20 protein-coding genes, 1 tRNA gene and 2 pseudogenes are annotated in these 20,953 nt (G+C 70.8%); 12 read left to right on the top strand and 11 right to left on the bottom strand.

Annotated elements, in window-relative coordinates; all coding sequences use genetic code 11:
- Positions 1-170 precede the first annotated feature (170 nt).
- The 3 genes from nhaA to AC3IYJ_RS21770 all read left to right on the top strand — a co-directional run bounded on the left by nhaA (position 171) and on the right by AC3IYJ_RS21770 (position 3,094).
- Positions 171-1,604 carry a Na+/H+ antiporter NhaA gene (gene nhaA / locus AC3IYJ_RS21780; RefSeq protein WP_489396456.1) on the top strand — a complete coding sequence of 478 codons (1,434 nt, stop codon included), beginning with the start codon at positions 171-173 and terminating at the stop codon, positions 1,602-1,604.
- 66 nt (positions 1,605-1,670) lie between these two features.
- The gene (locus AC3IYJ_RS21775) at positions 1,671-2,129 is read left to right on the top strand and encodes a phage holin family protein (RefSeq protein ID WP_489396455.1); all 459 of its coding nucleotides are present in this window, start codon (positions 1,671-1,673) and stop codon (positions 2,127-2,129) included.
- On the top strand, positions 2,126-3,094 hold the full coding sequence (locus AC3IYJ_RS21770) for an alpha/beta fold hydrolase (RefSeq protein ID WP_489396454.1): 969 nt from the start codon (positions 2,126-2,128) through the stop codon (positions 3,092-3,094). The genes AC3IYJ_RS21775 and AC3IYJ_RS21770 overlap by 4 nt, the downstream gene beginning before the upstream one ends.
- Positions 3,095-3,436: 342 nt before the next feature.
- Here the strand turns inward: AC3IYJ_RS21770 and AC3IYJ_RS21765 are convergent, their stop codons facing one another.
- From AC3IYJ_RS21765 to nth, 3 genes are all read right to left on the bottom strand, one after another.
- On the bottom strand, positions 3,437-4,639 hold the full coding sequence (locus AC3IYJ_RS21765; protein WP_489396453.1) for a MarP family serine protease: 1,203 nt from the start codon (positions 4,637-4,639) through the stop codon (positions 3,437-3,439).
- 13 nt (positions 4,640-4,652) lie between these two features.
- Positions 4,653-5,465 carry an NUDIX hydrolase gene (locus AC3IYJ_RS21760; protein WP_489396452.1) on the bottom strand — a complete coding sequence of 271 codons (813 nt, stop codon included), beginning with the start codon at positions 5,463-5,465 and terminating at the stop codon, positions 4,653-4,655.
- A gap of 106 nt (positions 5,466-5,571) precedes the next feature.
- On the bottom strand, positions 5,572-6,390 hold the full coding sequence (gene nth / locus AC3IYJ_RS21755; protein WP_489396451.1) for an endonuclease III: 819 nt from the start codon (positions 6,388-6,390) through the stop codon (positions 5,572-5,574).
- Positions 6,391-6,788: 398 nt separating this feature from the next.
- On the opposite strand from nth, the gene AC3IYJ_RS21750 reads away from it, so the two are divergent.
- Complete coding sequence (locus tag AC3IYJ_RS21750) at positions 6,789-7,463, top strand: Crp/Fnr family transcriptional regulator (protein WP_330297784.1); 675 nt, start codon at positions 6,789-6,791, stop codon at positions 7,461-7,463.
- A 141-nt stretch (positions 7,464-7,604) separates the two neighbouring features.
- Entirely contained in the window at positions 7,605-8,426 is an 822-nt protein-coding gene (locus tag AC3IYJ_RS21745) for a nucleotidyltransferase (RefSeq protein ID WP_489396450.1), read from the top strand.
- 34 nt (positions 8,427-8,460) lie between these two features.
- Here AC3IYJ_RS21745 and AC3IYJ_RS21740 read toward each other — a convergent pair whose 3' ends face one another.
- The 4 genes from AC3IYJ_RS21740 to sp36 all read right to left on the bottom strand — a co-directional run bounded on the left by AC3IYJ_RS21740 (position 8,461) and on the right by sp36 (position 11,048).
- Positions 8,461-9,306, bottom strand: a complete 846-nt coding sequence (locus AC3IYJ_RS21740; RefSeq protein ID WP_489396449.1) for an MBL fold metallo-hydrolase — start codon at positions 9,304-9,306, stop codon at positions 8,461-8,463.
- Positions 9,303-10,217: an NUDIX hydrolase gene (locus AC3IYJ_RS21735; protein ID WP_489396448.1), complete on the bottom strand. Its 915-nt coding sequence runs from the start codon at positions 10,215-10,217 to the stop codon at positions 9,303-9,305. The genes AC3IYJ_RS21740 and AC3IYJ_RS21735 overlap by 4 nt, the downstream gene beginning before the upstream one ends.
- A 199-nt stretch (positions 10,218-10,416) precedes the next feature.
- Positions 10,417-10,887: a RidA family protein gene (locus AC3IYJ_RS21730; RefSeq protein ID WP_489396447.1), complete on the bottom strand. Its 471-nt coding sequence runs from the start codon at positions 10,885-10,887 to the stop codon at positions 10,417-10,419.
- Positions 10,884-11,048 (bottom strand): Sp36 family protein, encoded by a 165-nt coding sequence (gene sp36 / locus AC3IYJ_RS21725; RefSeq protein ID WP_107089134.1) that lies wholly within the window; start codon positions 11,046-11,048, stop codon positions 10,884-10,886. The genes AC3IYJ_RS21730 and sp36 overlap by 4 nt, the downstream gene beginning before the upstream one ends.
- 84 nt (positions 11,049-11,132) lie before the next feature.
- Between sp36 and bagA the strand changes: the two genes are divergently transcribed.
- Together bagA and bagB are read left to right on the top strand one after the other, a co-directional pair.
- Positions 11,133-12,113, top strand: coding sequence for an ATPase BagA (gene bagA / locus AC3IYJ_RS21720; RefSeq protein ID WP_489396446.1), 981 nt, complete (start codon positions 11,133-11,135; stop codon positions 12,111-12,113).
- An 8-nt stretch (positions 12,114-12,121) separates the two neighbouring features.
- Positions 12,122-13,447 carry an ATPase BagB gene (gene bagB, locus AC3IYJ_RS21715; RefSeq protein ID WP_489396445.1) on the top strand — a complete coding sequence of 442 codons (1,326 nt, stop codon included), beginning with the start codon at positions 12,122-12,124 and terminating at the stop codon, positions 13,445-13,447.
- Positions 13,448-13,505: 58 nt separating this feature from the next.
- Here bagB and AC3IYJ_RS21710 read toward each other — a convergent pair whose 3' ends face one another.
- On the bottom strand, positions 13,506-13,856 hold the full coding sequence (locus AC3IYJ_RS21710; RefSeq protein WP_330297777.1) for a WhiB family transcriptional regulator: 351 nt from the start codon (positions 13,854-13,856) through the stop codon (positions 13,506-13,508).
- Positions 13,857-14,242: 386 nt separating this feature from the next.
- On the opposite strand from AC3IYJ_RS21710, the gene AC3IYJ_RS21705 reads away from it, so the two are divergent.
- Positions 14,243-16,537 (top strand): transglycosylase domain-containing protein, encoded by a 2,295-nt coding sequence (locus AC3IYJ_RS21705; protein WP_489396444.1) that lies wholly within the window; start codon positions 14,243-14,245, stop codon positions 16,535-16,537.
- Positions 16,538-16,633: 96 nt separating this feature from the next.
- Here AC3IYJ_RS21705 and AC3IYJ_RS21700 read toward each other — a convergent pair whose 3' ends face one another.
- Positions 16,634-17,095, bottom strand: coding sequence for a GatB/YqeY domain-containing protein (locus AC3IYJ_RS21700; RefSeq protein WP_489396443.1), 462 nt, complete (start codon positions 17,093-17,095; stop codon positions 16,634-16,636).
- Between the two features lie 159 nt (positions 17,096-17,254).
- Here AC3IYJ_RS21700 and AC3IYJ_RS21695 point away from each other — a divergent pair, with 159 nt between their 5' ends.
- The 3 genes from AC3IYJ_RS21695 (at position 17,255) to AC3IYJ_RS21685 (ending at position 19,019) form a co-directional block, all read left to right on the top strand.
- Positions 17,255-18,193: a metallophosphoesterase gene (locus AC3IYJ_RS21695; RefSeq protein ID WP_489396442.1), complete on the top strand. Its 939-nt coding sequence runs from the start codon at positions 17,255-17,257 to the stop codon at positions 18,191-18,193.
- Between the two features lie 22 nt (positions 18,194-18,215).
- Entirely contained in the window at positions 18,216-18,905 is a 690-nt protein-coding gene (locus AC3IYJ_RS21690; RefSeq protein WP_489396441.1) for a Pr6Pr family membrane protein, read from the top strand.
- Between the two features lie 40 nt (positions 18,906-18,945).
- Positions 18,946-19,019 (top strand) — tRNA-Pro (locus tag AC3IYJ_RS21685).
- Between the two features lie 157 nt (positions 19,020-19,176).
- Here the strand turns inward: AC3IYJ_RS21685 and AC3IYJ_RS21680 are convergent.
- Positions 19,177-19,473, bottom strand: a pseudogene (locus AC3IYJ_RS21680) (LacI family transcriptional regulator); the annotation flags it as partial.
- Between the two features lie 87 nt (positions 19,474-19,560).
- Here AC3IYJ_RS21680 and AC3IYJ_RS21675 point away from each other — a divergent pair.
- The gene (locus AC3IYJ_RS21675; RefSeq protein WP_489396440.1) at positions 19,561-19,863 is read left to right on the top strand and encodes a hypothetical protein; all 303 of its coding nucleotides are present in this window, start codon (positions 19,561-19,563) and stop codon (positions 19,861-19,863) included.
- An 8-nt stretch (positions 19,864-19,871) separates the two neighbouring features.
- Here AC3IYJ_RS21675 and AC3IYJ_RS21670 read toward each other — a convergent pair.
- Positions 19,872-20,851, bottom strand: a pseudogene (locus tag AC3IYJ_RS21670) (IS5 family transposase).
- Positions 20,852-20,953 lie beyond the last annotated feature (102 nt).

Genomic DNA, 20,953 nt, shown 5'->3' with positions numbered 1-20,953 from the left:
CGGCGCGCCGGATGCCCCTTTCGCACATAAAGTGATGATCACCGGATACGCCCTTGCGTGCACCCTGTAAAGTATTAGAAACGTAAATAATTGCTCCACAGGGTGCGCCGGGAAGTCTGGTCGGCAACGTGATTCGTCATGCCGTCCAACCCACCCCGGAGGTGCCACCCGTGGCCGCGCCAAGCCCCACCGACAACCAGAGCCGCAAGTTCCTCGGCCGCCTCTCGCTGCCGGAGCGCCGCTTCGTGGCCGACGCCCTGCGTGCCGAGACGGTCGGCGGCGTACTCCTCCTCGTGGCCGCGATCGCAGCCCTCATATGGGCGAACGTCCCCGCCGTCTCGGCGAGCTACGACAGCGTCCGCTCCTTCCACATCGGCCCCTCCTCCCTCGGCCTGGACCTCTCCCTCCAGCACTGGGCGGCCGACGGCCTGCTCGCCATCTTCTTCTTCGTCGCCGGCATCGAGCTCAAGCGCGAGCTCGTCGCGGGCGACCTGCGCGACGCCAAGGCGGCCGCCCTCCCGGTGATCGCCGCCCTCTGCGGCATGGCCGTGCCCGCGCTGGTCTACGTACTGGTCAACGTGCTCGGCGACGGCTCGACCGACGGCTGGGCGGTTCCCACCGCCACCGACATCGCCTTCGCGCTCGCCGTACTCGCCGTCATCGGGACCTCGCTGCCGTCCGCGCTGCGCGCATTCCTGCTGACCCTGGCCGTGGTCGACGACCTGTTCGCCATCCTGATCATCGCGGTGTTCTTCACCAGCGAGATCAACTTCCTGGCGCTCGGCGGCGCGGTCGCCGGCCTGGTCCTCTTCTGGTTCCTGCTGCGCGTGGGCGTCCGCGGCTGGTACATCTACCTCCCGCTCGCGCTGGCCGTCTGGGGCCTGATGTACAACAGCGGGGTCCACGCCACCATCGCCGGTGTCGCCATGGGCCTGATGCTGCGCTGCCATCGCAAGGAGGGCGAGGAGCACTCCCCCGGCGAGCACATCGAGCACCTCGTACGGCCCATCTCGGCCGGCCTCGCCGTCCCCCTCTTCGCGCTGTTCTCCGCCGGCGTCTCCCTCTCCGACGAGTCCATCGGCCAGGTCTTCACCCGGCCCGAGACCCTCGGCGTGGTCCTGGGCCTCGTGGTCGGCAAGACCGTCGGCATCTTCGGCGGCACCTGGCTCGCCGCCCGCTTCACCAAGGCCGAGCTCAATGAGGACCTCGCCTGGCCGGACGTCTTCGCCGTCGCCTCGCTCGCCGGCATCGGCTTCACCGTCTCACTGCTGATCGGCGAACTCGCCTTCACCGACGACCCGGTGCTGACCGACGAGGTCAAGGCCGCCGTCCTGATCGGCTCGCTCATCGCCGCGATCCTCGCGGGCACCATGCTCAAGATGCGCAACCGCAAGTACAAGGCGCTCACCGACGACGAGGAGCGCGACGAGGACCTCGACGGCATCCCCGACATCTACGAACAGGACAAGCCGGACTACCACCTGCGGATGGCGAAGATCTACGAGGCCAAGGCCGCGGAGCACCTGCGCAGGGCCGAATCTGCCACTGCCGCCGCGGCCGAAGCGGCGGGCGCGTCCAGCGCCGACGGCGGCCGTCCGGCATGATCTGACTTGACGGAGGACAGCGACGACAAGGCAGCCGTCGCCGACGTACGACAAAGGGAGAGAGCGATGAGCGCAGTGGAGCAAGGGGCCCCAGGAGCCGAGCGCACACTCGGTCAGCTGGTCGCCTCGGCCACCGCCGAGATGTCCGCCCTGGTGCACGACGAGATCGCCCTCGCCAAGGTGGAGATCCGTCAGGACGTCAAGCGGGCCGGCATCGGCAGCGGCGCCGCGATCGTCGCGGGCGTGCTCGTGCTCTTCTCCCTGCCCGTACTGAGTTTCGCCGCGGCCTACGGGCTCCACGCGGCCGGGCTCGGACTCGCCTGGTGCTTCCTGATCGTCGGCGTCGCGTTCTGGCTGATCGCGGGCCTGCTCGGGCTGATCGCCATGGTCAAGTTCAAGAAGGTCAAGCCGCCGGAGAAGACCATCGCCTCGGTCAAGCAGACCGCGGCCCTCGTGGGCACGGTCAAGCCGCACGCCCGCTCGGTCAGTGACCAGGCTGTGGGTGTGGCACGCTCGTCCTCATGACAGCGCCCTCCGCGGACTCCGGCACCCCCGGCACACCTCCCACCACCGCCTCCGCGGTACGGCTCGCCATCCCCGGCGGGCGCGAGGTCCTCCACCGGGACGTCGCGGCCAACGGGGCCCGGTTCCACGTCGCCGAGGTCGGTGACGGGCCGCTGGTGCTGCTGCTGCACGGCTTCCCGCAGTTCTGGTGGACCTGGCGGCACCAGCTGACCGCGCTGGCCGACGCCGGCTACCGCGCGGTCGCGATGGACCTGCGCGGGGTGGGCGGCAGCGACCGCACCCCGCGCGGCTACGACCCGGCCAACCTGGCCCTCGACATCACCGGGGTCGTACGGTCCCTCGGCGAGCCGGACGCCGCCCTCGTGGGGCACGACCTGGGCGGCTACCTCGCCTGGACGGCGGCCGTGATGCGGCCCAAGCTGGTGCGCCGACTGGTGGTCTCCTCCATGCCGCACCCGCGCCGCTGGCGCTCGGCGATGCTGTCCGATTTCGGCCAGACCCGCGCCAGTTCGCACATCTGGGGATTTCAGCGGCCCTTCGTGCCCGAGCGACAGCTCGTCGCCGACGACGGGGCCATGGTCGGGGAGCTGATCCGGGACTGGTCCGGGCCCCGGCTGCCCGAGGAGGAGGACCTCCAGGTGTACCGGCGGGCGATGTGTATCCCGTCCACGGCGCACTGCTCGGTCGAGCCGTACCGCTGGATGATGCGGTCCATGGCCCGGCCGGACGGGCTCCAGTTCAACCGGCGCATGAAGCGGCCGGTGCGGGTGCCGACGCTGCACCTGCACGGCTCGCTCGATCCGGTGATGCGGACGCGGAGTGCGGCGGGGTCCGGGGAGTACGTCGAAGCCCCGTACCGCTGGAGGCTGTTCGACGGGCTGGGGCACTTCCCGCACGAGGAGGACCCGGCGGCCTTCTCGACCGAGCTGGTCAACTGGCTGAAGGATCCCGAGCCGGACCGCTGAGCCGGACCGCCCAGTCGCGAGCGCCTATATGACAAGCATTCAATTGCCTGGCGCATAGGCCAATTGGCCGCCCGCGACACGATTACCGACCTTGGGCCCCGGGCAGAGCTCGGAGTATGGGTTGGACGCACGACCACGGTGACACCGCACACGAACGCCGCTCGACGGGTACGCCGGGCACGCACAGGGGGCACGGCCAGAGCGGCCACGACCCCCGACTAGGAATTCCGCGCATCCTGCGCCGGCGGGCCCGCTGGGTCTCCGCCCGACTGAGGCACCAGCGCACGTAGACCGGCCCCGGGTGGGCCCACCTGGCTGGACCCACCCGCTCGGACCAGGTTGCTAAAGGGCGCAGCCCTGGCTGTCGACCCGCCGGTCGGCCGTCTTCCCGATCCGGACGTCGTCGCGGATCTCGTCCGCCGTCAGGGCGTAACCGGTGTTGGGGTCGTCGAGGGACTTCGCGAAGACGACCCCGTACACCTTGCCCTCGGGCGTCAGCAGCGGGCCGCCGGAGTTGCCCTGGCGGACCGTCGCGTACAGCGAGTAGACGTCCCGTCGGACGGTGCCCCGGTGGTAGATGTCCGGGCCGTTGGCGTTGATCCGGCCGCGCACGCGCGCGGAGCGGATGTCGTACGAGCCGTTCTCCGGGAAGCCCGCGACGATCGCGTCGCTGCCGCTCCCCGCGTCCTTCTCGGTGAACTCCAGCGCGGGCGCCTTCAGCCTCGGCACGTCGATGACGGCGATGTCGCGCTCCCAGTCGTAGAGCACGACCTTGCCGTCGTAGAGCTTGCCCTCGCCGCCGACCTGCACGGTCGGCTCGCCGACCCCGCCGACCACGTGCGCGTTGGTCATCACCTTGCCCGGCGCGAAGACGAAGCCGGTGCCCTCCAGCACCTTGCTGCACGCGGGCGCGGTGCCGACGACCTTCACGATCGACTGCTTGGCCTGCTCGGCCACGGGGCTGCGCGCGAGCAGCGGGTCGGGCGCCTTGACCTCGGTGATCGGCTCGTTGGAGAACGGGCTGAAGACCTGCGGGAAGCCGTTGCGGGCGAGGGTGGAGCTGAAGTCCGAGAACCAGGTGTTGGCCTGTTGGGGAAGGACCCGCGAGACGCCGAGGAGCACCTTGGAATTGCGGACTTCCTTGCCCAGCGTGGGAAGTGACGTACCGGCGAGCGCGGAGCCGATCAGCCAGGCCACCAGCAGCATCGCGACCACGTTCACCAGGGCACCGCCCGTCGCGTCGAGGGCGCGGGCCGGGGACCAGGTGATGTGGCGCCGGAGCCTGCTGCCCAGGTGCGTGGTCAGCGCCTGCCCGATCGAGGCGCAGATGATGATCACGACCACGGCGATGACGACGACCGTGGTGGACACCTGGGTGCCGTTGTCGGTGACCCGGTCCCAGATCAGGGGCAGCAGGGACACGGCGAGGAGACCACCGCCGAGGAAGCCGACCACCGACAAGATGCCGACGACGAACCCCTGGCGGTAGCCCACGATCGCGAACCATACGGCGGCGAGCAGCAACAAGATGTCCAGCACGTTCACGTGTGCCACCGTCTCATGCGCTCCAGTCGAGCGGGACTTCCCGGGTCCGGTCCCAGGGGAGTTCCCAGCCCGCGAAGTGCAGGATCCGGTCGATCACACCGGCGGTGAAGCCCCAGACCAGAGCCGATTCGACGGTGAAGGCCGGGCCCTGGAAGCCGCCGGGGTGCACGACGGTGACCCGGTGCGCCGGGTCCGTGAGATCGGCCACGGGGACCGTGAAGACGCGGGCGGTCTCGGCCGGGTCCACGGCGCCGACCGGGCTGGGGGCGCGCCACCAGCCCAGCACCGGGGTCACCACGAACTCGCTGACCGGGATGTAGAGCCGGGGCAGCACCCCGAAGAGCTGGACCCCCGCCGGGTCGAGCCCGGTCTCCTCCTCGGCCTCGCGCAGGGCGGCGCGCAGCGGGCCGGTGGTGTGCGGGTCGCCGTCCTCGGGGTCGAGGGCGCCGCCGGGGAAGGAGGGCTGGCCGGCGTGCGAGCGCAGGCTGCCGGAGCGCTCCATGAGCAGCAGCTCGGGGCCGCGCGGTCCTTCGCCGAAGAGGATCAGCACGGCCGACTGGCGGCCCCGGCCGTCCTCGGGCGGCAGGAAGCGGCTGAGCTGCGTGGGGCGGACCGTCCGCGCCGCCGTCACGACGGGGTCGAGCCAGGCGGGCAGGCCGTGGAGGGACAGGGTGGTGCTCCCGGTGGAGCCCGCGCGCGCAGTCCCGTACGGGGCCTCGTGCGCGCTCTCGTACGGGGCCTCGCGCGGGGTCCCGTGCCGGCCCTGGCCCTGCTTCGGGGGCGTGGCCGCCTCCGTCACGCTCTCGTCCCGCGTTCCGCGCGTCATAGGCACCCCTGTCCGTGTTCCCCACACGGCCAAACGCGGTGCGGGTAGCGATTCGTTCCTTGCGGGTGCGGCTCCGTTGCCGGGGCTCCGCGCCGGACCCCGCGCCTCAATCGCCGGCTGGGCCGGATTCTGCCGGGGCCGGGAGGCCCGGGTAGTCCGGCGGCGGGCTCAGGCGCTGCCCGGGCTGGCCGCCCTTCTCGTACTTCAGCAGCTTCGCCGCCTTCTCGGGGTCGGTTTCGCCCTCCCCGTAGGCCGGGCAGAGCGGGGCGATCGGGCAGGCGCCGCAGGCGGGCTTGCGGGCGTGGCAGATCCGGCGGCCGTGGAAGACGACGCGGTGCGAGAGCATCGTCCACTCGCTCTTGGGGAAGATCGCGCAGATCTCCGCCTCGACCTTCTCCGGATCCTCCTGCTCGGTCCACTTCCAGCGCCGTACGAGGCGGCCGAAGTGGGTGTCGACGGTGATTCCGGGGACCCCGAACACATTGCCGAGGACGACGTTGGCCGTCTTGCGGCCGACGCCGGGGAGCGTCACCAGGTCCTCGATCCGGTTGGGGACCTCGCCGCCGAAGTTGTCGCGCAGGGCCTGGGAGAGGCCGAGGAGGGACTTGGTCTTCGCCCGGAAGAACCCGGTCGGCCGGATGAGCTCCTCCATCGCCTCGGGGTCGGCCGCGGCCATGTCCTCGGGGGTCGGGTAGGCGGCGAACAGGGCCGGGGTCGTCTGGTTCACGCGCAGGTCGGTGGTCTGCGCGGACAGGACGGTGGCGACCAGCAGCTCGAAGGGGTTGCGGAAGTCGAGCTCCGGATGCGCGTAGGGGTAGACCTCCGCGAGCTCGCGGTTGATCCTGCGCGCCCGCCGCACCATCGCCAGGTGGCTCTCCGGCTTCGCCCCGGCCTTCCCGGCCTTCTTGACCTTGCTCTCTGCCATCCCCGAAGGCTACGCCGGACAGTGCGCCACCCGTGGCCGGACGTGACCTTGCCCCCGGAACGGGTTTCTTGGCCGAAAATTTGCCTTGGGGAGCGGGTGGCGGTGCCGGAGGGACCTTCGGCAGGGCTTGTTCGCCCACGGCTGAATTTGGGGTGTCGGTCACTCCCCCGGAGCCCTTGGCCTGTGCTCCCACCGGCCTGTTGGACACCCGACAGGGTCGGGGCCGATCACCGACGACCGTCCCGGACCTCAGGTAACACCACCCCGATCGGCCTCTCGCCGCACAGCACACCCGTACGTCCGGCATCCTTGTGATGAACGTGATTGATCGCACTGTTTGAGCCGTCCGGCAAAATAGGGGAACGGTCCCCTGGCCGGTCGACATAGGAGAGAGACTCGTGGACGACGTACTGCGGCGTGCCCCGCTCTTCGCGGCGCTCGATGACGAGCAGGCCGCGGAGCTCCGCGCCTCCATGGGCGAGGTGTCCCTCGCTCGCGGTGACGCACTGTTCCACGAAGGCGACCCCGGCGACCGGCTCTACGTCGTCACCGAGGGCAAGGTGAAGCTCCACCGCACCTCCCCCGACGGCCGCGAGAACATGCTGGCCGTCCTCGGCCCCGGTGAGCTGATCGGCGAACTGTCGCTCTTCGACCCGGGCCCGCGCACCGCCACGGCGACCGCGCTGACCGAGGTCAAGCTCCTGGGCCTGGGCCACGGAGACCTCCAGCCGTGGCTGAACGCCCGGCCCGAGGTCGCGACCGCGCTGCTGCGCGCGGTGGCCCGGCGCCTGCGCAAGACCAACGACCAGATGTCCGACCTCGTCTTCTCGGACGTCCCGGGCCGTGTCGCCCGCGCGCTCCTCGACCTGTCGCGCCGCTTCGGCGTGCAGTCGGAAGAGGGCATCCACGTCGTGCACGACCTCACGCAGGAGGAGCTGGCCCAGCTCGTCGGCGCGTCGCGCGAGACCGTGAACAAGGCCCTGGCCGACTTCGCGGGCCGCGGATGGCTCCGCCTGGAGGCGCGCGCGGTGATCCTGCTGGACGTCGAGCGACTGGCCAAGCGGTCTCGCTGACGCCGGTCTCAGCCGATTGAGGGGTCCTGCCCATTGGGCGGGGCCCCTTTGGCGTGCCCGTGCTGCGCCGTTGTGGGGGCTCTGCCCCGGCGCCCCCGCGCCGGAGCCGCCGGCGGGGCTGGATGGGGGCAGAGTGGAGCCATGGAGCACAGAGGGCTGGACGCCTACGGGTACTTCGAGCGCGAGGGCTCGCTCGGCCACGTGCGGGGCGGCTTCGTGCCGGTCGTGACCGCCGCGCGGGAGCGCATCGCCGAGGCCTACGGGCGGCGGCTGCACAGCGCCTACCTCTACGGCTCCCTGCCCCGCGGCGCCGCCCGCCCCGGGCGCTCCGACCTGGACCTGCTGCTCGCCCTGCACCACGAGCCCGCCGACGAGGACCGCGATACCGCCGAGGTGCTCGCCCAGGGGCTCGACGAGGACTTCCCCGTGATCGACGGGGTCGGCATCCTGCTGTACGGCAAGGACACCCTGCTGAGCGAGCGGGAACGTCACGACCTCGGCTGGTTCGTCGCCTGCCTGTGCACCCCGCTGCTCGGCGCCGACCTGGCCGAGCACCTGCCCCGCTACCGTCCGGACAGCCTGCTCGCCCGCGAGACCAACGGCGACCTTGCCGTCCTGCTGCCCGCGTGGCGGGCCCGGGTGCGGGCCGCGGTCACGCCCGAGGACCACCTCAGGCTGTGCAGGGGCTTCTCCCGGCACCTGGTGCGGACCGGGTTCACGCTGGTCATGCCGCGATGGGGCGGCTGGACCAGCGACCTCGTGGAGGCCGCGGAGATCTTCGGCCAGTACTACCCCGGACGCGCCGCGCAGATGCGGGCCGCGGCCTCGGCCGCGCTGGACCCGGTCGCGGACCCGGCCGTCGTGCGCGCGTACATCGAGGACCTCGGACCATGGCTCGCGGACGAGTACACGGCCCGGCACGGAACGAAGATGCCCCGCCCGACGGGTGCCGCGCGGACCTAGCCGGCCTGGGCGGCCTGCGTCGGCGGGCAGATCGTCATTCGGGCCCCCCGGGGATCAGTCCGTGATCGCGAAGGTACTCGAGCTGCGCCCGGACGGACCATTCCGCGGCCGGCCACAGCGAGCGGTCCACGTCCGCGTAGACGTGGGCGACGACCGCCTCGGGGGTGGTGAGGCCGTTCTCGACGGCCGTCTCGATCTGGGCCAGGCGGTGGGCCCGGTGGGCGAGGTAGAACTCCACGGCGCCCTGCGCGTCGTCCAGGACCGGCCCGTGGCCCGGGAGGACCGTGTGGACCCCGTCGTCGACGGTCAGGGAACGCAGCCGGCGCAGGGAGTCCAGGTAGTCGCCCAGGCGCCCGTCGGGGTGGGCCACGACGGTGGTGCCGCGTCCGAGGACCGTGTCGCCGGTCAGGACCGCCCGGTCGGCCGGCAGGTGGAAGCAGAGCGAGTCCGCGGTGTGGCCGGGGGTGGGGACCACCCGCAGCTCCAGGCCGCCGGTGCGGATCACGTCCCCGGCGGCCAGGCCCTCGTCGCCGAGGCGCAGGGCGGGGTCCAGGGCGCGGACCTTCGTACCGGTCAGCTCGGCGAAGCGCGCGGCGCCCTCCGCGTGGTCGGGGTGCCCGTGGGTGAGGAGGGTGAGCCCGACCCGCTGCCCCGCCTGCTCGGCGGCGGCGATGACCGCCCGCAGGTGTACGTCGTCCAGCGGGCCCGGGTCGATGACCACGGCCAGGTCGGAGCCGGGCTCCGAGACCAGCCAGGTGTTGGTGCCGTCGAGGGTCATCGCGGAGGCGTTGGGGGCCAGGATGTTCACCGCGCGGGCGGTGGCGGGCCCGGAGACGACCGTTCCACGGGGCTGGCCGGGCAGGGCGGCGGCGTCGGTCATGCGGAGGCTCCTGAGGCCCGGCCGCCGAGGCGGACACGCTTGGTGAACTCGTCGTGGCCCGGCCAGCTCAGCACCAGCTCGCCGTCTTCGAAGGCGGCCTGGGCCAGGACCGGTGTCAGATCCTGCGCGGCGGCCGCGGCCAGGGCCTCGGCGGCGCCCGCGTACGGCTCCAGGGAGCGCAGGGTGGAGATGGTCGGCGGCATCATCAGCAGCTCGCCCTTGTCGTACCCGGCGGCGGCGTCGGCGGGCCGGATCCACACCGTGCGGTCGGCCTCGGTGGAGGCGTTGCGGGTGCGCTGGCCCTCGGGCAGGGCCGCGACGAAGAACCAGGTGTCGTAGCGGCGCGGCTCGAACTCCGGGGTGATCCAGCGGGCCCACGCGCCCAGCAGGTCGGAACGCAGGACGAGGCCGCGGCGGTCGAGGAACTCGGCGAAGGACAGCTCGCGGGCCACCAGGGCCGCGCGGGCGGCCTCCCAGTCCTCGCCGGTGGTGTCGCCGACGACGGTGTCCGCGGACTCGCCGGCGAGCAGTACCCCGGCCTCCTCGAAGGTCTCGCGGACGGCTCCGCAGACGATGGCCTGGGCGGTGGCGGGGTCGGTGCCCATCCGCTCGGCCCATGCGGCGCGGCTCGGGCCGGCCCAGGCGATGAGGTGGTCCTCGTCGCGGGGGTCCACGCCACCGCCGGGGTAGGCGTACGCACCGCCCGCGAAGGCCATGGAGGTGCGGCGGCGGAGCATGTGAACGGCGGGCCCGGCGGGGGTGTCGCGCAGCAGCATCACGGTGGCCGCGCGCTTGGGTTCCACCGGGGTGATCGAACCGTCCGCGAGCGCGCGGATGCGGTCGGGCCACTCCGGCGGGTACCACTGGCCTCCGGCGGGGGGCTCTTGCTGACCGTTCTGACCATTCGGCATGGCGGGATGCTACGGCCATCCGGCCCGATGTTCGAGGGGGGCCGGGCGCTGGCCGCCGCAGAGAGGGAGTGGGAGCGGGGGCGGGCTGCGCCCGAGGCTCCCGGGGCTCCGCCCCGGACCCCGCGCCTCAAACTCCCCCACGCTCCGCCCGGGGGGACCCCCGGACGGAGCTGGATTTCCGCCGGCGTTTGAGCAGGGATCAGGCTCCGGCTACGAGCTCGACCTGGATCTCCACCTCGACCGGCGCGTCCAGCGGGAGGACCGCCACGCCGACCGCGCTGCGCGCGTGGACGCCGCGCTCGCCGAGGATCTCGCCCAGCAGCTCGCTCGCGCCGTTCAGGACGCCCGGCTGGCCGGTGAAGTCGGGGGCCGAGGCGACGAAGCCGACGACCTTGACGACACGCGCGATCTTGTCGAGGTCGCCGATCACGGACTTCACGGCGGCCAGCGCGTTGAGCGCGCAGGTCGCGGCCAGTTCCTTGGCCTGCTCGGCCGAGACCTCGGCGCCCACCTTGCCGGTGATCGGCATGCTGCCCTTGACCATCGGGAGCTGGCCCGCGGTGTACACGTAGGCACCCGACCGGACGGCCGGCTGGTAGGTGGCCAGCGGCGGGACGACGTCCGGCAGGGTCAGGCCGAGCTCGGCCAGCCTGGCCTCGGTGGCGCTCATGCGGACTTCTCGCGCTTCAGGTAGGCCACGAGCTGCTCGGGGTTGTTCGGGCCGGGCACGACCTGCACGAGCTCCCAGCCGTCTTCGCCCCAGGTGTCGAGGATCTGCTTGGTGGCGTGGACCAGCAGCGGGACGGTCGCGTATTCGAACTTCTTGGTCATGGAGGCGAGCGTAGTGCCTGCCGCGCGGCGCCCCGGCCCCCCGCCCCCACCGTCACGGGGGCGGAGGAATTAGGCTCGGGCCCTGTGAGCAGGCTCCAGGTGGTCAGCGGCAAGGGCGGCACCGGCAAGACCACGGTCGCCGCAGCACTCGCGCTCGCCCTCGCACGCGAGGGCAGGCGGACACTTCTGGTGGAGGTCGAGGGCAGGCAGGGCCTCGCGCAGCTCTTCGGCGCGGAGGCGCTCCCGTACGAGGAGCGGAAGATCGCCGTCGCCTCGGGCGGCGGTGAGGTGTTCGCGCTCGCCATCGACGCGGAGCGGGCGCTGCTGGACTACCTCCAGATGTTCTACAAGCTCGGCTCGGCCGGCCGCGCCCTCAAGAAGCTCGGCGCCATCGACTTCGCGACGACCATCGCGCCGGGCCTGCGGGACGTACTGCTGACCGGCAAGGCCTGCGAGGCGGTGCGGCGCAAGGACAAGGCCGGGCGGTACGTCTACGACCACGTGATCATGGACGCTCCGCCGACCGGGCGGATCACCCGCTTCCTGAACGTCAACGACGAGGTGGCGGGCCTGGCCCGGTTCGGGCCGATCCACAACCAGGCGCAAGCCGTCATGAAGGTGCTCAAGTCCCCGGAGACGGCCGTCCACCTGGTCACCCTCCTGGAGGAGATGCCCGTGCAGGAGACCGCCGACGGGATCGCCGAACTCCAGGACGCGGGGCTGCCCGTGGGGCGGGTCGTCGTCAACATGGTCCGGCCGCACCACCTCGACGAGGGCGCGCTGCGCGCCGCCTCCGGGGAGCGCCGCGCGGACGTGGCCAAGGCGCTGTCCCGGGCCGGTCTGGGCGGGGCCCGGCGCGGCGGGCTGGCCGAGCGGCTGGTGGACCCGCTGCTCGCGCAGGCCGCGGAGCACGCGAGCCGGGTGGAGCTGGAGCGCGCCCAGCGGACCGTACTGGAGGGGTTGCAGGTGGCGACGTACGAACTTCCCCTGCTCGGCACGGGGATGGACCTGGCCGGGCTCTACGGGCTCGCCGCGGAGCTGCGCAAGCAGGTGGGCGAGGAATGAGCGAAGCCATGAGCGCGAGCGTGGGCACGCCTCCGCGGCTGGACGTCGACCGGCTGCTGGACGACGCGAAGACCCGGATCATCGTGTGCTGCGGCTCCGGCGGGGTCGGCAAGACCACGACCGCCGCGGCGCTGGGCGTGCGGGCCGCGGAGCGCGGGCGCAAGGCGGTCGTCCTGACCATCGACCCGGCGCGCAGGCTGGCCCAGTCGATGGGCATCGACTCGCTCGACAACACCCCGCGCGAGGTGAAGGGCGTCGGCGGCCCCGGGGGCGGCGAACTGCACGCCATGATGCTCGACATGAAGCGGACCTTCGACGAGATCGTCGAGGGCCACTCGGATCCCGAGCGGGCGCAGGCCATCCTGGCCAACCCCTTCTACCAGTCCCTGTCGGCCGGATTCGCGGGCACGCAGGAGTACATGGCGATGGAGAAGCTGGGGCAGCTGCGGGCCCGGGACGACTGGGACCTGATCATCGTGGACACGCCGCCGAGCCGGTCCGCGCTGGACTTCCTGGACGCGCCGGGGCGCCTGGGGTCCTTCCTGGACGGGAAGTTCATCCGGGTGCTGATGGCTCCGGCGAAGGTGGGCGGCCGGGCGGGGATGAAGTTCCTCAATGTCGGCATGTCGATGATGACGGGAACCCTGAGCAAGCTGATGGGTGCCTCGCTGCTGAAGGACGTACAGACCTTCGTGGCCGCCATGGACACCATGTTCGGCGGTTTCCGCACCCGCGCGGACGCCACCTTCCGGCTCCTCCAGGCCCCGGGTACGGCCTTCCTCGTGGTCGCCGCGCCCGAACCGGACGCCCTGCGCGAGGCTGCGTACTTCGTGGAGCGGCTGGCCGCGGACAAGATGCCGCTGGCCGGGCTCGTACTGAACCGGGTGCACGGCAGTGGCGCCGACCAGCTCTCCGCGGAGCGGGCGTTGGCCGCCGCGGAGAATCTTGAAGAGGCCGGCATTGTCGATCAGGAGTCCGGGAAAGCTGGACTCCGTGACTCCTCCCCCGCCGGTACCGAAGACGGCGCTGATGTCGAAGACGGCGCCGATGCCGAAGGCACCGATGTCGAAGGCACCGCCGCCGCGGTCGCGGACGCCGGCGTGAATGCCGAGGCCGACGCCGATGTCGACGAGATCACGGCAGGGTTGCTGCGCCTGCACGCGGAGCGCATGCAGGTGATCGCGCGCGAACAGCGCACGCGTGACCGCTTCACCTCGCTGCACCCCGAAGTGGCGGTGTCCGAAGTGGCCGCCCTGCCCGGCGATGTACACGACCTCGCCGGGCTACGGGCCATCGGAGAGCGACTCGCGGCCGGGGTTCCGGCCGGAGCGTAGGCGTCCGTACGCTGCCCCCTGGTCAGGGGCGGTCCGCACGCGGGATGGCTCGGGTGATCTACCCGGCCGCCGCGTAGGCCTCGTACGGCACGTCGATCTCTCCGTCGACATCCATGGTGAGGATGCCCGTACTGCGCTCGTACTCCGTGCGGGCGGTTTCGAGCAGTCGCCGCCACGAGGTGACGGTGGGACGCCGGCGCAGCAGCGCACGTCGTTCCCGCTCGGTCATTCCGCCCCACACTCCGAACTCGACACGGTTGTCGAGCGCATCGGCCAGGCACTCGGTCCGCACCGGACATCCGGTGCACACCGCCTTGGCCCTGTTCTGTGCCGCTCCTTGAACAAACAGTTCATCCGGATCGGTAGTGCGGCAGGCTGCCTGCGCACTCCAGTCGGTAACCCAGCCCATCCCGGCGCCGTCCTCTCCCGAATCGAGGCTCCCCCACGGCGGTAGCGGCATATTCACCGCTGCCAGTTGAGGACGTTACGGAAGGCGGGCACAGTGCAACACCCCCGACGGGCCCAATCTTGAATGGCCCGAACGGACTATGGGTAAGCGGCAGATCACCCGACGGAGTGATCCTGCGACATGCCCGACCATTCCGGCGATTTGGGTGAAATCGGCGGCACAACGCGATCACAGGGGGCGGGATTCGGACATGCGTCCACCCCATTCGGGAAGGGTGAAAAACAAGCCGAGGGGTTGATGTCCCACCGCACTGCTGTGACAGTTGAGGGCAGCTTAGGCCAAGGCATTCGCGTGTGTCCGGCGAATGAGAACGTAGGCTGCCCTCCATGGGAAAGAAGCGCTCGGGCGGCGGGCTCACGGGGCCACAGCAGGCCGCCAAGTTCCTCGGTGTGTCCGTTCTCTCCGGAGTCGTACTGGCGGGCATCGCGATCCCGGGGGCAGGCGCCCTGGGGCTGGCGGCCAAGGGCACGGTCGAGGGGTTCGATGAGATCCCGGCCAATCTCAAGACGCCGCCTCTGAGCCAGCGCACCACGATTCTGGACTCCGAAGGTGGCCTGATCGCCACGGTCTATTCGCGTGACCGGCAGGTGGTCCCCCTCACGGCCATCTCCCCGTACATGCAGAAGGCGATCGTCGCGATCGAGGACTCCCGCTTCTACGAACACGGAGCCATCGACCTCAAGGGCATCCTGCGCGCGGTCAACCGCAACGCGCAGGAGGGCGGCGCGGCGCAGGGCGCCTCCACGCTGACACAGCAATACGTCAAGAACGTCTTCGTCGAAGAGGCGGGCGACGACGAGACGAAGGTCCGCGAGGCCCAGGAGAAGAGCCTCGGTCGCAAGGTCCGCGAGCTGAAGTACTCGATCCAGGTCGAGGAAGAGCTCGGGAAGAAGAAGATCCTCGAGAACTACCTCAACATCACGTACTTCGGCCAGCAGGCGTACGGAATCGAATCCGCCGCCCAGCGGTACTTCAGCAAGCCGGCCAAGGACCTGACCCTGGAGGAGTCGGCGATGCTCGCCGGCATCGTGCAGTCGCCGAGCCGGTTCGACCCGGTCAACGACTCGCAGGAGGCCATGAAGCGCCGCAACGTCGTGCTCCAGCGCATGGCCGACATGAAGGACGTCTCGCAGGCCGAGGCGGACGCGGCGAAGCTGAAGCCGGTCCAGCTGAAGGTGACCAAGCCGAAGAACGGCTGCATCACCGCGGTCAAGGGCGCGGGCTTCTTCTGCGACTACGTGCGCAACTCCTTCCTGGACGACACGGCCTTCGGCAAGACCCGCGAGGAGCGGGCGAAGGTCTGGAACCAGGGCGGCCTGACGGTCCGCACCACCCTGGACCCGCAGTCCCAGGACTCGGTCAACGAGTCCATCAAGGACCACGTCGACCAGGACGACAAGGTCGCGACGGCCGTCACCCTCGTCCAGCCCGGCACCGGACGGGTCCTCGCCATGGGGCAGTCGAAGCCGTACGGCTTCGGCAAGAACGAGACGCAGATCAACTTCTCGGTGGACAAGAAGATGGGCGGCTCGAACTTCGGCTTCCCGACCGGTTCCACCTTCAAGGCGTTCGTCGCGGCCGCCGCCATCGAGGGCGGTCTGCCGCCGACGAAGATGTACCAGTCCCCGTACGACATGGACTACCCGAGCCCGGTGAAGACCTGCGGCGACAAGCCCTGGGTCAACACCGAACACGCACGGGTGGAGAACGAGACCGAGTCCGAGGTCGGTCCGTACGGGATGAAGGACGCGATGGCCAAGTCGGTCAACACCTACTTCGTCGAGATGATCTCCGAGATCGGCCTGTGCCCCGTCACCGACATGACCAGCAAGCTCGGCGTCGTCCCGGCCAACGGCGCCAAGCTCCCCGAGGTCCCGGCCATCGCGCTCGGCAGTGAGGGCATGTCCCCGCTGACCATGGCCAACGCCTACGCCACCTTCGCCAACCGCGGCGTGTACTGCACCCCGGTCGCCATCGAGTCGATCACCGACGCGCACGGCAAGGCCCTGACTGTGCCGAAGTCCAAGTGCGGCCGCGCGATGAGCGAGAAGACCGCCGACACCATCAACACGCTGCTGCTCGGCGTGGTCGACTCGGGTACGGGCCAGCAGTCGGGTCTGACCGACCGCCAGAGCGCGGGCAAGACCGGTACCACCGACAGCCGCTACAACGCCTGGTTCGTCGGCTACACGCCGAACATGTCCGGCGCGACCTGGGTCGGCTCGGGCGGCTCCAAGCAGGTGTCGATGGAGAACATCACCATCGGCGGCCAGTACTACGACAAGGTCTTCGGTGGTGGGCTGCCCGGCCCGATCTGGAAGCAGGCGGTCTCGGGCGCGCTCTCGGGCCGCGAGGCGCCGAGCTTCACCACGGTGGCCATCGCCGAGACCCCGAGCCCGGCCGCCGGCGGCAAGCCCAACACGGGCAAGCCCAACAAGCCCGGCAAGCCGGGCCGCGACGGCAAGCCCGGTGACGGGCAGCCCGGCGGGCAGCAGACGGCCGCCGGAGGCACGGGCGCCGGAGGTACGGCGGCCGGAGCCACGGGCGGCAACGCGGGCGGGACGAACCCGTTCCCCGGGATCAGCATCCCGCCGGGCGTCATCGGCGGCCGCGAGCAGTAGGCGCAGCCGCGGGCACACGTACGAAGAGGGAGGCCCTCCACCGGATCCGGTGGAGGGCCTCCCTCTTGACGTCCAGGCCTAGGCCTGGACCCACACCTAGGAGAGGTGCTTCTTGACTGCGGCGGCGACGCGCCCGCCGTCCGCCAGACCGGCGACCTTCGGGTTCACGATCTTCATGACGGCGCCCATCGCCCGCGGGCCCTCGGCGCCGGCCGCCTTGGCCTCCTCGACGGCCTGCGCCACGATCGCGCCGAGCTCGTCGTCGCCGAGCTGCTTGGGGAGGTAGGTGTCGAGGAACTCGCCCTCCTCGGTCTCGCGCGCGGCCTGCTCGGGACGGCCACCCTGCGCGAAGGCGTCCGCGGCCTCGCGGCGCTTCTTCGCCTCCTTGGCGATCACCTTGAGGACTTCCTCGTCGGAGAGCACACGGGCTTCCTTGCCCGCGACCTCCTGGTTGGTGATGGCGGAGAGGGTCAGGCGCAGCGTGGACGAGTGCAGCTCGTTCCGGGCGCGGATGGCGGTGGTGAGGTCTTCCTGGAGCTTGGCCTTGAGCGTGGTCATGCCCCCGAGTCTGCCAGGTAGGGGCCCTCGGGCGCCCGCCGGTTTTGGCGGTGGGCGCGCCGCGGTGTCCCCAGCGGCCCTCGGCCTCCTGCGCACGGCCCTGGTCCGGGTGCCCCACTCCCCGGTCCGGGCGCCCGCCGGGTCTGCGAACATGAGGTCATGCGTGCGCGTTACGGAGTACCCCTGAAGGTCACCGCCGGGATCGCCGCGGCGGGGGCCGCCGGTGTGGCCTATGCCGCCGGCTTCGAAGCCCGGTCCTTCCGCCTGCGCCGGGTCACCGTCCCCGTGCTCCCGCAGGGGATGCGCCCGCTGCGAATCCTGCAGGTCTCGGACATCCACATGGTCGGCGGGCAGCGCAAGAAGCGCGCGTGGCTGCAGTCCCTGGCCGGTCTGCGGCCCGACCTCGTCGTGAACACGGGCGACAACCTCTCCGACACGGAGGGCGTGCCGGAGGTGCTCGACGCGCTCGGCCCGCTGATGTCCTTCCCCGGCGTGTACGTCTTCGGGTCGAACGACTACTACGGCCCCCGGCTGCGCAATCCCGGACGCTACCTGCTGGAGAAGACACAGGGCCGGCACGGGCTGAACGGCAACGCGCCGGTCGTCGGCGCCGTCCACAACCCGTGGGAGGGCATGCGGGACGCCTTCGACGCGGCCGGCTGGCTCAACCTCACCAACACCCGCGGCCGCCTCAAGATCGACGGGCTGGAGCTGGCCTTCACCGGCCTCGACGACCCGCACATCAAGCGCGACCGGTACGAGCGGGTCGCGGGCGGGCCGGAGGCGGACGCCGACTTCTCGCTGGCGGTCGTCCACGCCCCGTACCTGCGCGTCCTCGAAGCCTTCACCGCCGACCGGTACCCGCTGATCCTGGCCGGCCACACGCACGGCGGGCAGCTGTGCATCCCCTTCTACGGGGCGCTGGTGACCAACTGCGACCTGGACACGAAGCGGGTGAAGGGCCTGTCGACGCACGAGGCGCAGGGACACCGCTCCTACCTCCACGTATCGGCGGGCTGCGGCACCAACCGCTTCACCCCGGTGCGGTTCGCGTGCCCGCCCGAGGCGACACTCCTCACGCTGACCCCGAAGGCGTAACGGCGACCAGTACGTTGGTCGGATGACCACATCTGCCTCCCTACGCCTCCCGACCGCCGCCTTCCGCGCGCTGATCGCGGCCGCGGCCTTCACGGGCCTCGTCATCGAGTGCGCGTACGGCAGCGTGCCCGTCGTCCTGAGCTTCTTCACGATCTGGACGAACATCCTGGTCGCGGTCGTCTTCGCCCTCTCGGCCGTCCGCACCTACCGGGGGGTCCCGGACGTGGCCCCCCTCTGGCGGGGCGGGGTCCTCCTCTTCATCCTGGTCACCGGGCTGGTCTTCCACCTGGTCCTGGCCAACCCGTCGAGCCCCTTCAACGTGGTCGAGGACCTGGACAAGCTGACGGGGGCGCGTGCCGTCTCCAACCAGCTCCTGCACACGGTCACCCCCGTCGGCGCCGTCCTGGACTTCCTCTTCCTGACCGCCCCGCGCCGCCTGCTCCCGCGCCACGCCGCGCAGTGGCTGGCGTACCCACTGGCCTACGTGGTCTTCGCCCTGATCCGCGGCGCCCTCCTCTCCCCCGGCGCCCCGGCCCGGTACACGTACCCCTTCATCGACGTGGCCCAGTACGGCTACGCCCGGGTCGCCCTGAACTCCGCGGTCCTCGGCCTCGCCTTCTACGCCCTCGGCCTCGCCCTGGTGGCGGCGGACCGCTACCGCCCGCCGCGCGAAAACCGGATTTCGTCTCCGGCCGAGGGTCCGCTAAAGTAATCGATGTCGCCAGGGCAGCAAGCGCTGCAAGGGTGGACATCGGGGTGTAGCGCAGCTTGGCAGCGCGCTTCGTTCGGGACGAAGAGGTCGTGGGTTCAAATCCCGCCACCCCGACTTCGTAAGACCAGGTCAGGGAGACTACTCATTGAGTAGTCTCCCTGACCTGTTTCTGTGAGTGGCTAACTGAGTGACTACGGCTCGCGAGCGTCCTTGAAGATCTCGTCCATGGCCGTCGCCCCGGTCTGGATCACGGGCCGGATCTGCTTCCGATCTACGCGCGGCCCCTCAGCAGCGCGTCGAGGACGGCCACGGGCGACCCCGGAGCCATCCGCCGACGCGCGTCGAGCGCCTCCTCCCACGTGCCGCTCAGACCGGCCAGAAGTTCGCGGAGCATCTCCGCGGTGATGTGGGAGTAGCGGGCCTGGACCGAACCGTCCTCGTGGCCCATCCGCTCGTCCTTCAGCTTCGGCGGCGTCCGCAGCTCGTCCATCATCGTCTTGTGGCTGTGCCGTAGCCCGTGCGGCGTGAGCCCGCGCGCGATCGGAACCCACGAGGCCTCCGCGCGTGCCAAGAAGTCCTTGCCGGCCTGGTCGGTCGTACCGCCGACTGGCTCGGTAAAGCCGCAAACAACCGCATCGAACTCGACCGCCTGTCCGTGATCCGAGCGCTCGCCCATGCACTCGACGTCTCCATCGGGGACCTCATCGGGGAGCCGATGCTGATGGAGTGGTCGAAGGAATCGGGCCGCGGCACGGTCCCCGCGCTGCGCGAAGCGCTGATGGACTACCGGCTCCTCACCCCGCTCATCGGCGCCCAGGTCAACGGCCAGCCGCCCACGCTCGTGGCGCTCCGATCCGACGTTGGGGAGGTGTGGGACGCCTACCAGGGATCCCGCTACGGATTCGCGGCGCGGCAGATCCCGCTACTTCTCGCCGATGCGCTGCTAGGGCCTGTGTGATGTCGTGATCAGTTGGCGGCTTTGAGGAGGTCGTCGATCCAGATCATGGCGGCGCGGAGGTGGAGGCCGGCGAGGTAGCTGTCTGGGGATTTGTCGTAGCGGGTGGCGATCCCTCGCCAGGCTTTCAGCTTGTTGATCAGGCGTTCGACGGTGTTCCGTTCCTTGTAGAGGTCGGCATCGTGGACGACGGGCCGGCCGCCCCGGCAGCCCTTCTTCTTGCGGTTGGCGGCCTGGTCTCGTTTCTCCGGGATGACGGCCTTGATTCCGCGTTTGCGCAGGTAGGCGCGATTGCCACGGGACGAGTACGCCTTGTCCGCGGCGACCGCACCAGGTGTCGTGCGGGGGCGGCCGACCGGCAGGCGGACTCTGACCTTCGCGAGTACGGGGACGAACTGCGGACTGTCCCCGGCCTGCCCGGCGGTCAGGACCAGCGCGAGCGGACGGCACCTGCGGTCCGCGGCGAGATGAATCTTGCTGGTGAGGCCGCCGCGGGACCTGCCGAGCAGGGCTTCCTTCAGTCGGAGCCTGTGTCTGCGCCGGATCCGCCGGCGTCCGTCCTGTCCGTTCTGTTCCTCCGTGCCGCCCCCTTTTGCCGGGCCGTCTCCTGCTCCTGCACGGCGTCTTCCAGGGCCGACATGAGGTGCTTGCTGACGCGGAGCCCTGCGGCGTCGTGGTGGGCGCGGACCGTAGTGGAGTCCACGCTGACCAGCGACAAGTCCGTCCTGCCCACCCGGGCACCCTCGGCGATCAGGCCTTCCAGCAGGGCCGTGAACACCCCGGCGTCCCGCCACACGCGAAAGCGCCCGTAGACAGTGGCCCAGGGGCCGAACTCGGCAGGCATCTCCCGCCACTGCCCACTGGAACGGAACCGCCAGATCACACCCTCGAACTGCTCCCGCAACCGCTCCGGATACGGCCCGTACCTACCGATCGGCAGATACGGCTCGATGAACTTCCACTGGGCATGGGTGAGTTGCCTACGCGTCACAACCCCAGTCCTACCTGATTCCACCCCTCAAACAGGCCAGAACCCAGCAGTTGATCACGACATCACACAGGCCCTAGCCGTCCGGGCCTACTCGGGAACTGA

Source organism: Streptomyces sp. GL_140 (assembly GCF_057834465.1).
This window is presented reverse-complemented; position numbering and strand designations above follow the sequence as displayed.

What these genes read in the sequence shown, in the direction of transcription:
- AC3IYJ_RS21775 (WP_489396455.1), top strand. Translation starts at nt 1,671, where the DNA reads ATGAGCGCAGTGGAGCAAGGGGCCCCAGGAGCCGAGCGCACACTCGGT.
- AC3IYJ_RS21770 (WP_489396454.1), top strand. Translation starts at nt 2,126, where the DNA reads ATGACAGCGCCCTCCGCGGACTCCGGCACCCCCGGCACACCTCCCACC.
- AC3IYJ_RS21760 (WP_489396452.1), bottom strand. Translation starts at nt 5,465, where the DNA reads ATGACGCGCGGAACGCGGGACGAGAGCGTGACGGAGGCGGCCACGCCC.
- nth (WP_489396451.1), bottom strand. Translation starts at nt 6,390, where the DNA reads ATGGCAGAGAGCAAGGTCAAGAAGGCCGGGAAGGCCGGGGCGAAGCCG.
- AC3IYJ_RS21745 (WP_489396450.1), top strand. Translation starts at nt 7,605, where the DNA reads ATGGAGCACAGAGGGCTGGACGCCTACGGGTACTTCGAGCGCGAGGGC.
- AC3IYJ_RS21740 (WP_489396449.1), bottom strand. Translation starts at nt 9,306, where the DNA reads ATGACCGACGCCGCCGCCCTGCCCGGCCAGCCCCGTGGAACGGTCGTC.
- AC3IYJ_RS21735 (WP_489396448.1), bottom strand. Translation starts at nt 10,217, where the DNA reads ATGCCGAATGGTCAGAACGGTCAGCAAGAGCCCCCCGCCGGAGGCCAG.
- AC3IYJ_RS21730 (WP_489396447.1), bottom strand. Translation starts at nt 10,887, where the DNA reads ATGAGCGCCACCGAGGCCAGGCTGGCCGAGCTCGGCCTGACCCTGCCG.
- sp36 (WP_107089134.1), bottom strand. Translation starts at nt 11,048, where the DNA reads ATGACCAAGAAGTTCGAATACGCGACCGTCCCGCTGCTGGTCCACGCC.
- bagB (WP_489396445.1), top strand. Translation starts at nt 12,122, where the DNA reads ATGAGCGCGAGCGTGGGCACGCCTCCGCGGCTGGACGTCGACCGGCTG.
- AC3IYJ_RS21710 (WP_330297777.1), bottom strand. Translation starts at nt 13,856, where the DNA reads ATGGGCTGGGTTACCGACTGGAGTGCGCAGGCAGCCTGCCGCACTACC.
- AC3IYJ_RS21705 (WP_489396444.1), top strand. Translation starts at nt 14,243, where the DNA reads ATGGGAAAGAAGCGCTCGGGCGGCGGGCTCACGGGGCCACAGCAGGCC.
- AC3IYJ_RS21700 (WP_489396443.1), bottom strand. Translation starts at nt 17,095, where the DNA reads ATGACCACGCTCAAGGCCAAGCTCCAGGAAGACCTCACCACCGCCATC.
- AC3IYJ_RS21695 (WP_489396442.1), top strand. Translation starts at nt 17,255, where the DNA reads ATGCGTGCGCGTTACGGAGTACCCCTGAAGGTCACCGCCGGGATCGCC.
- AC3IYJ_RS21690 (WP_489396441.1), top strand. Translation starts at nt 18,216, where the DNA reads ATGACCACATCTGCCTCCCTACGCCTCCCGACCGCCGCCTTCCGCGCG.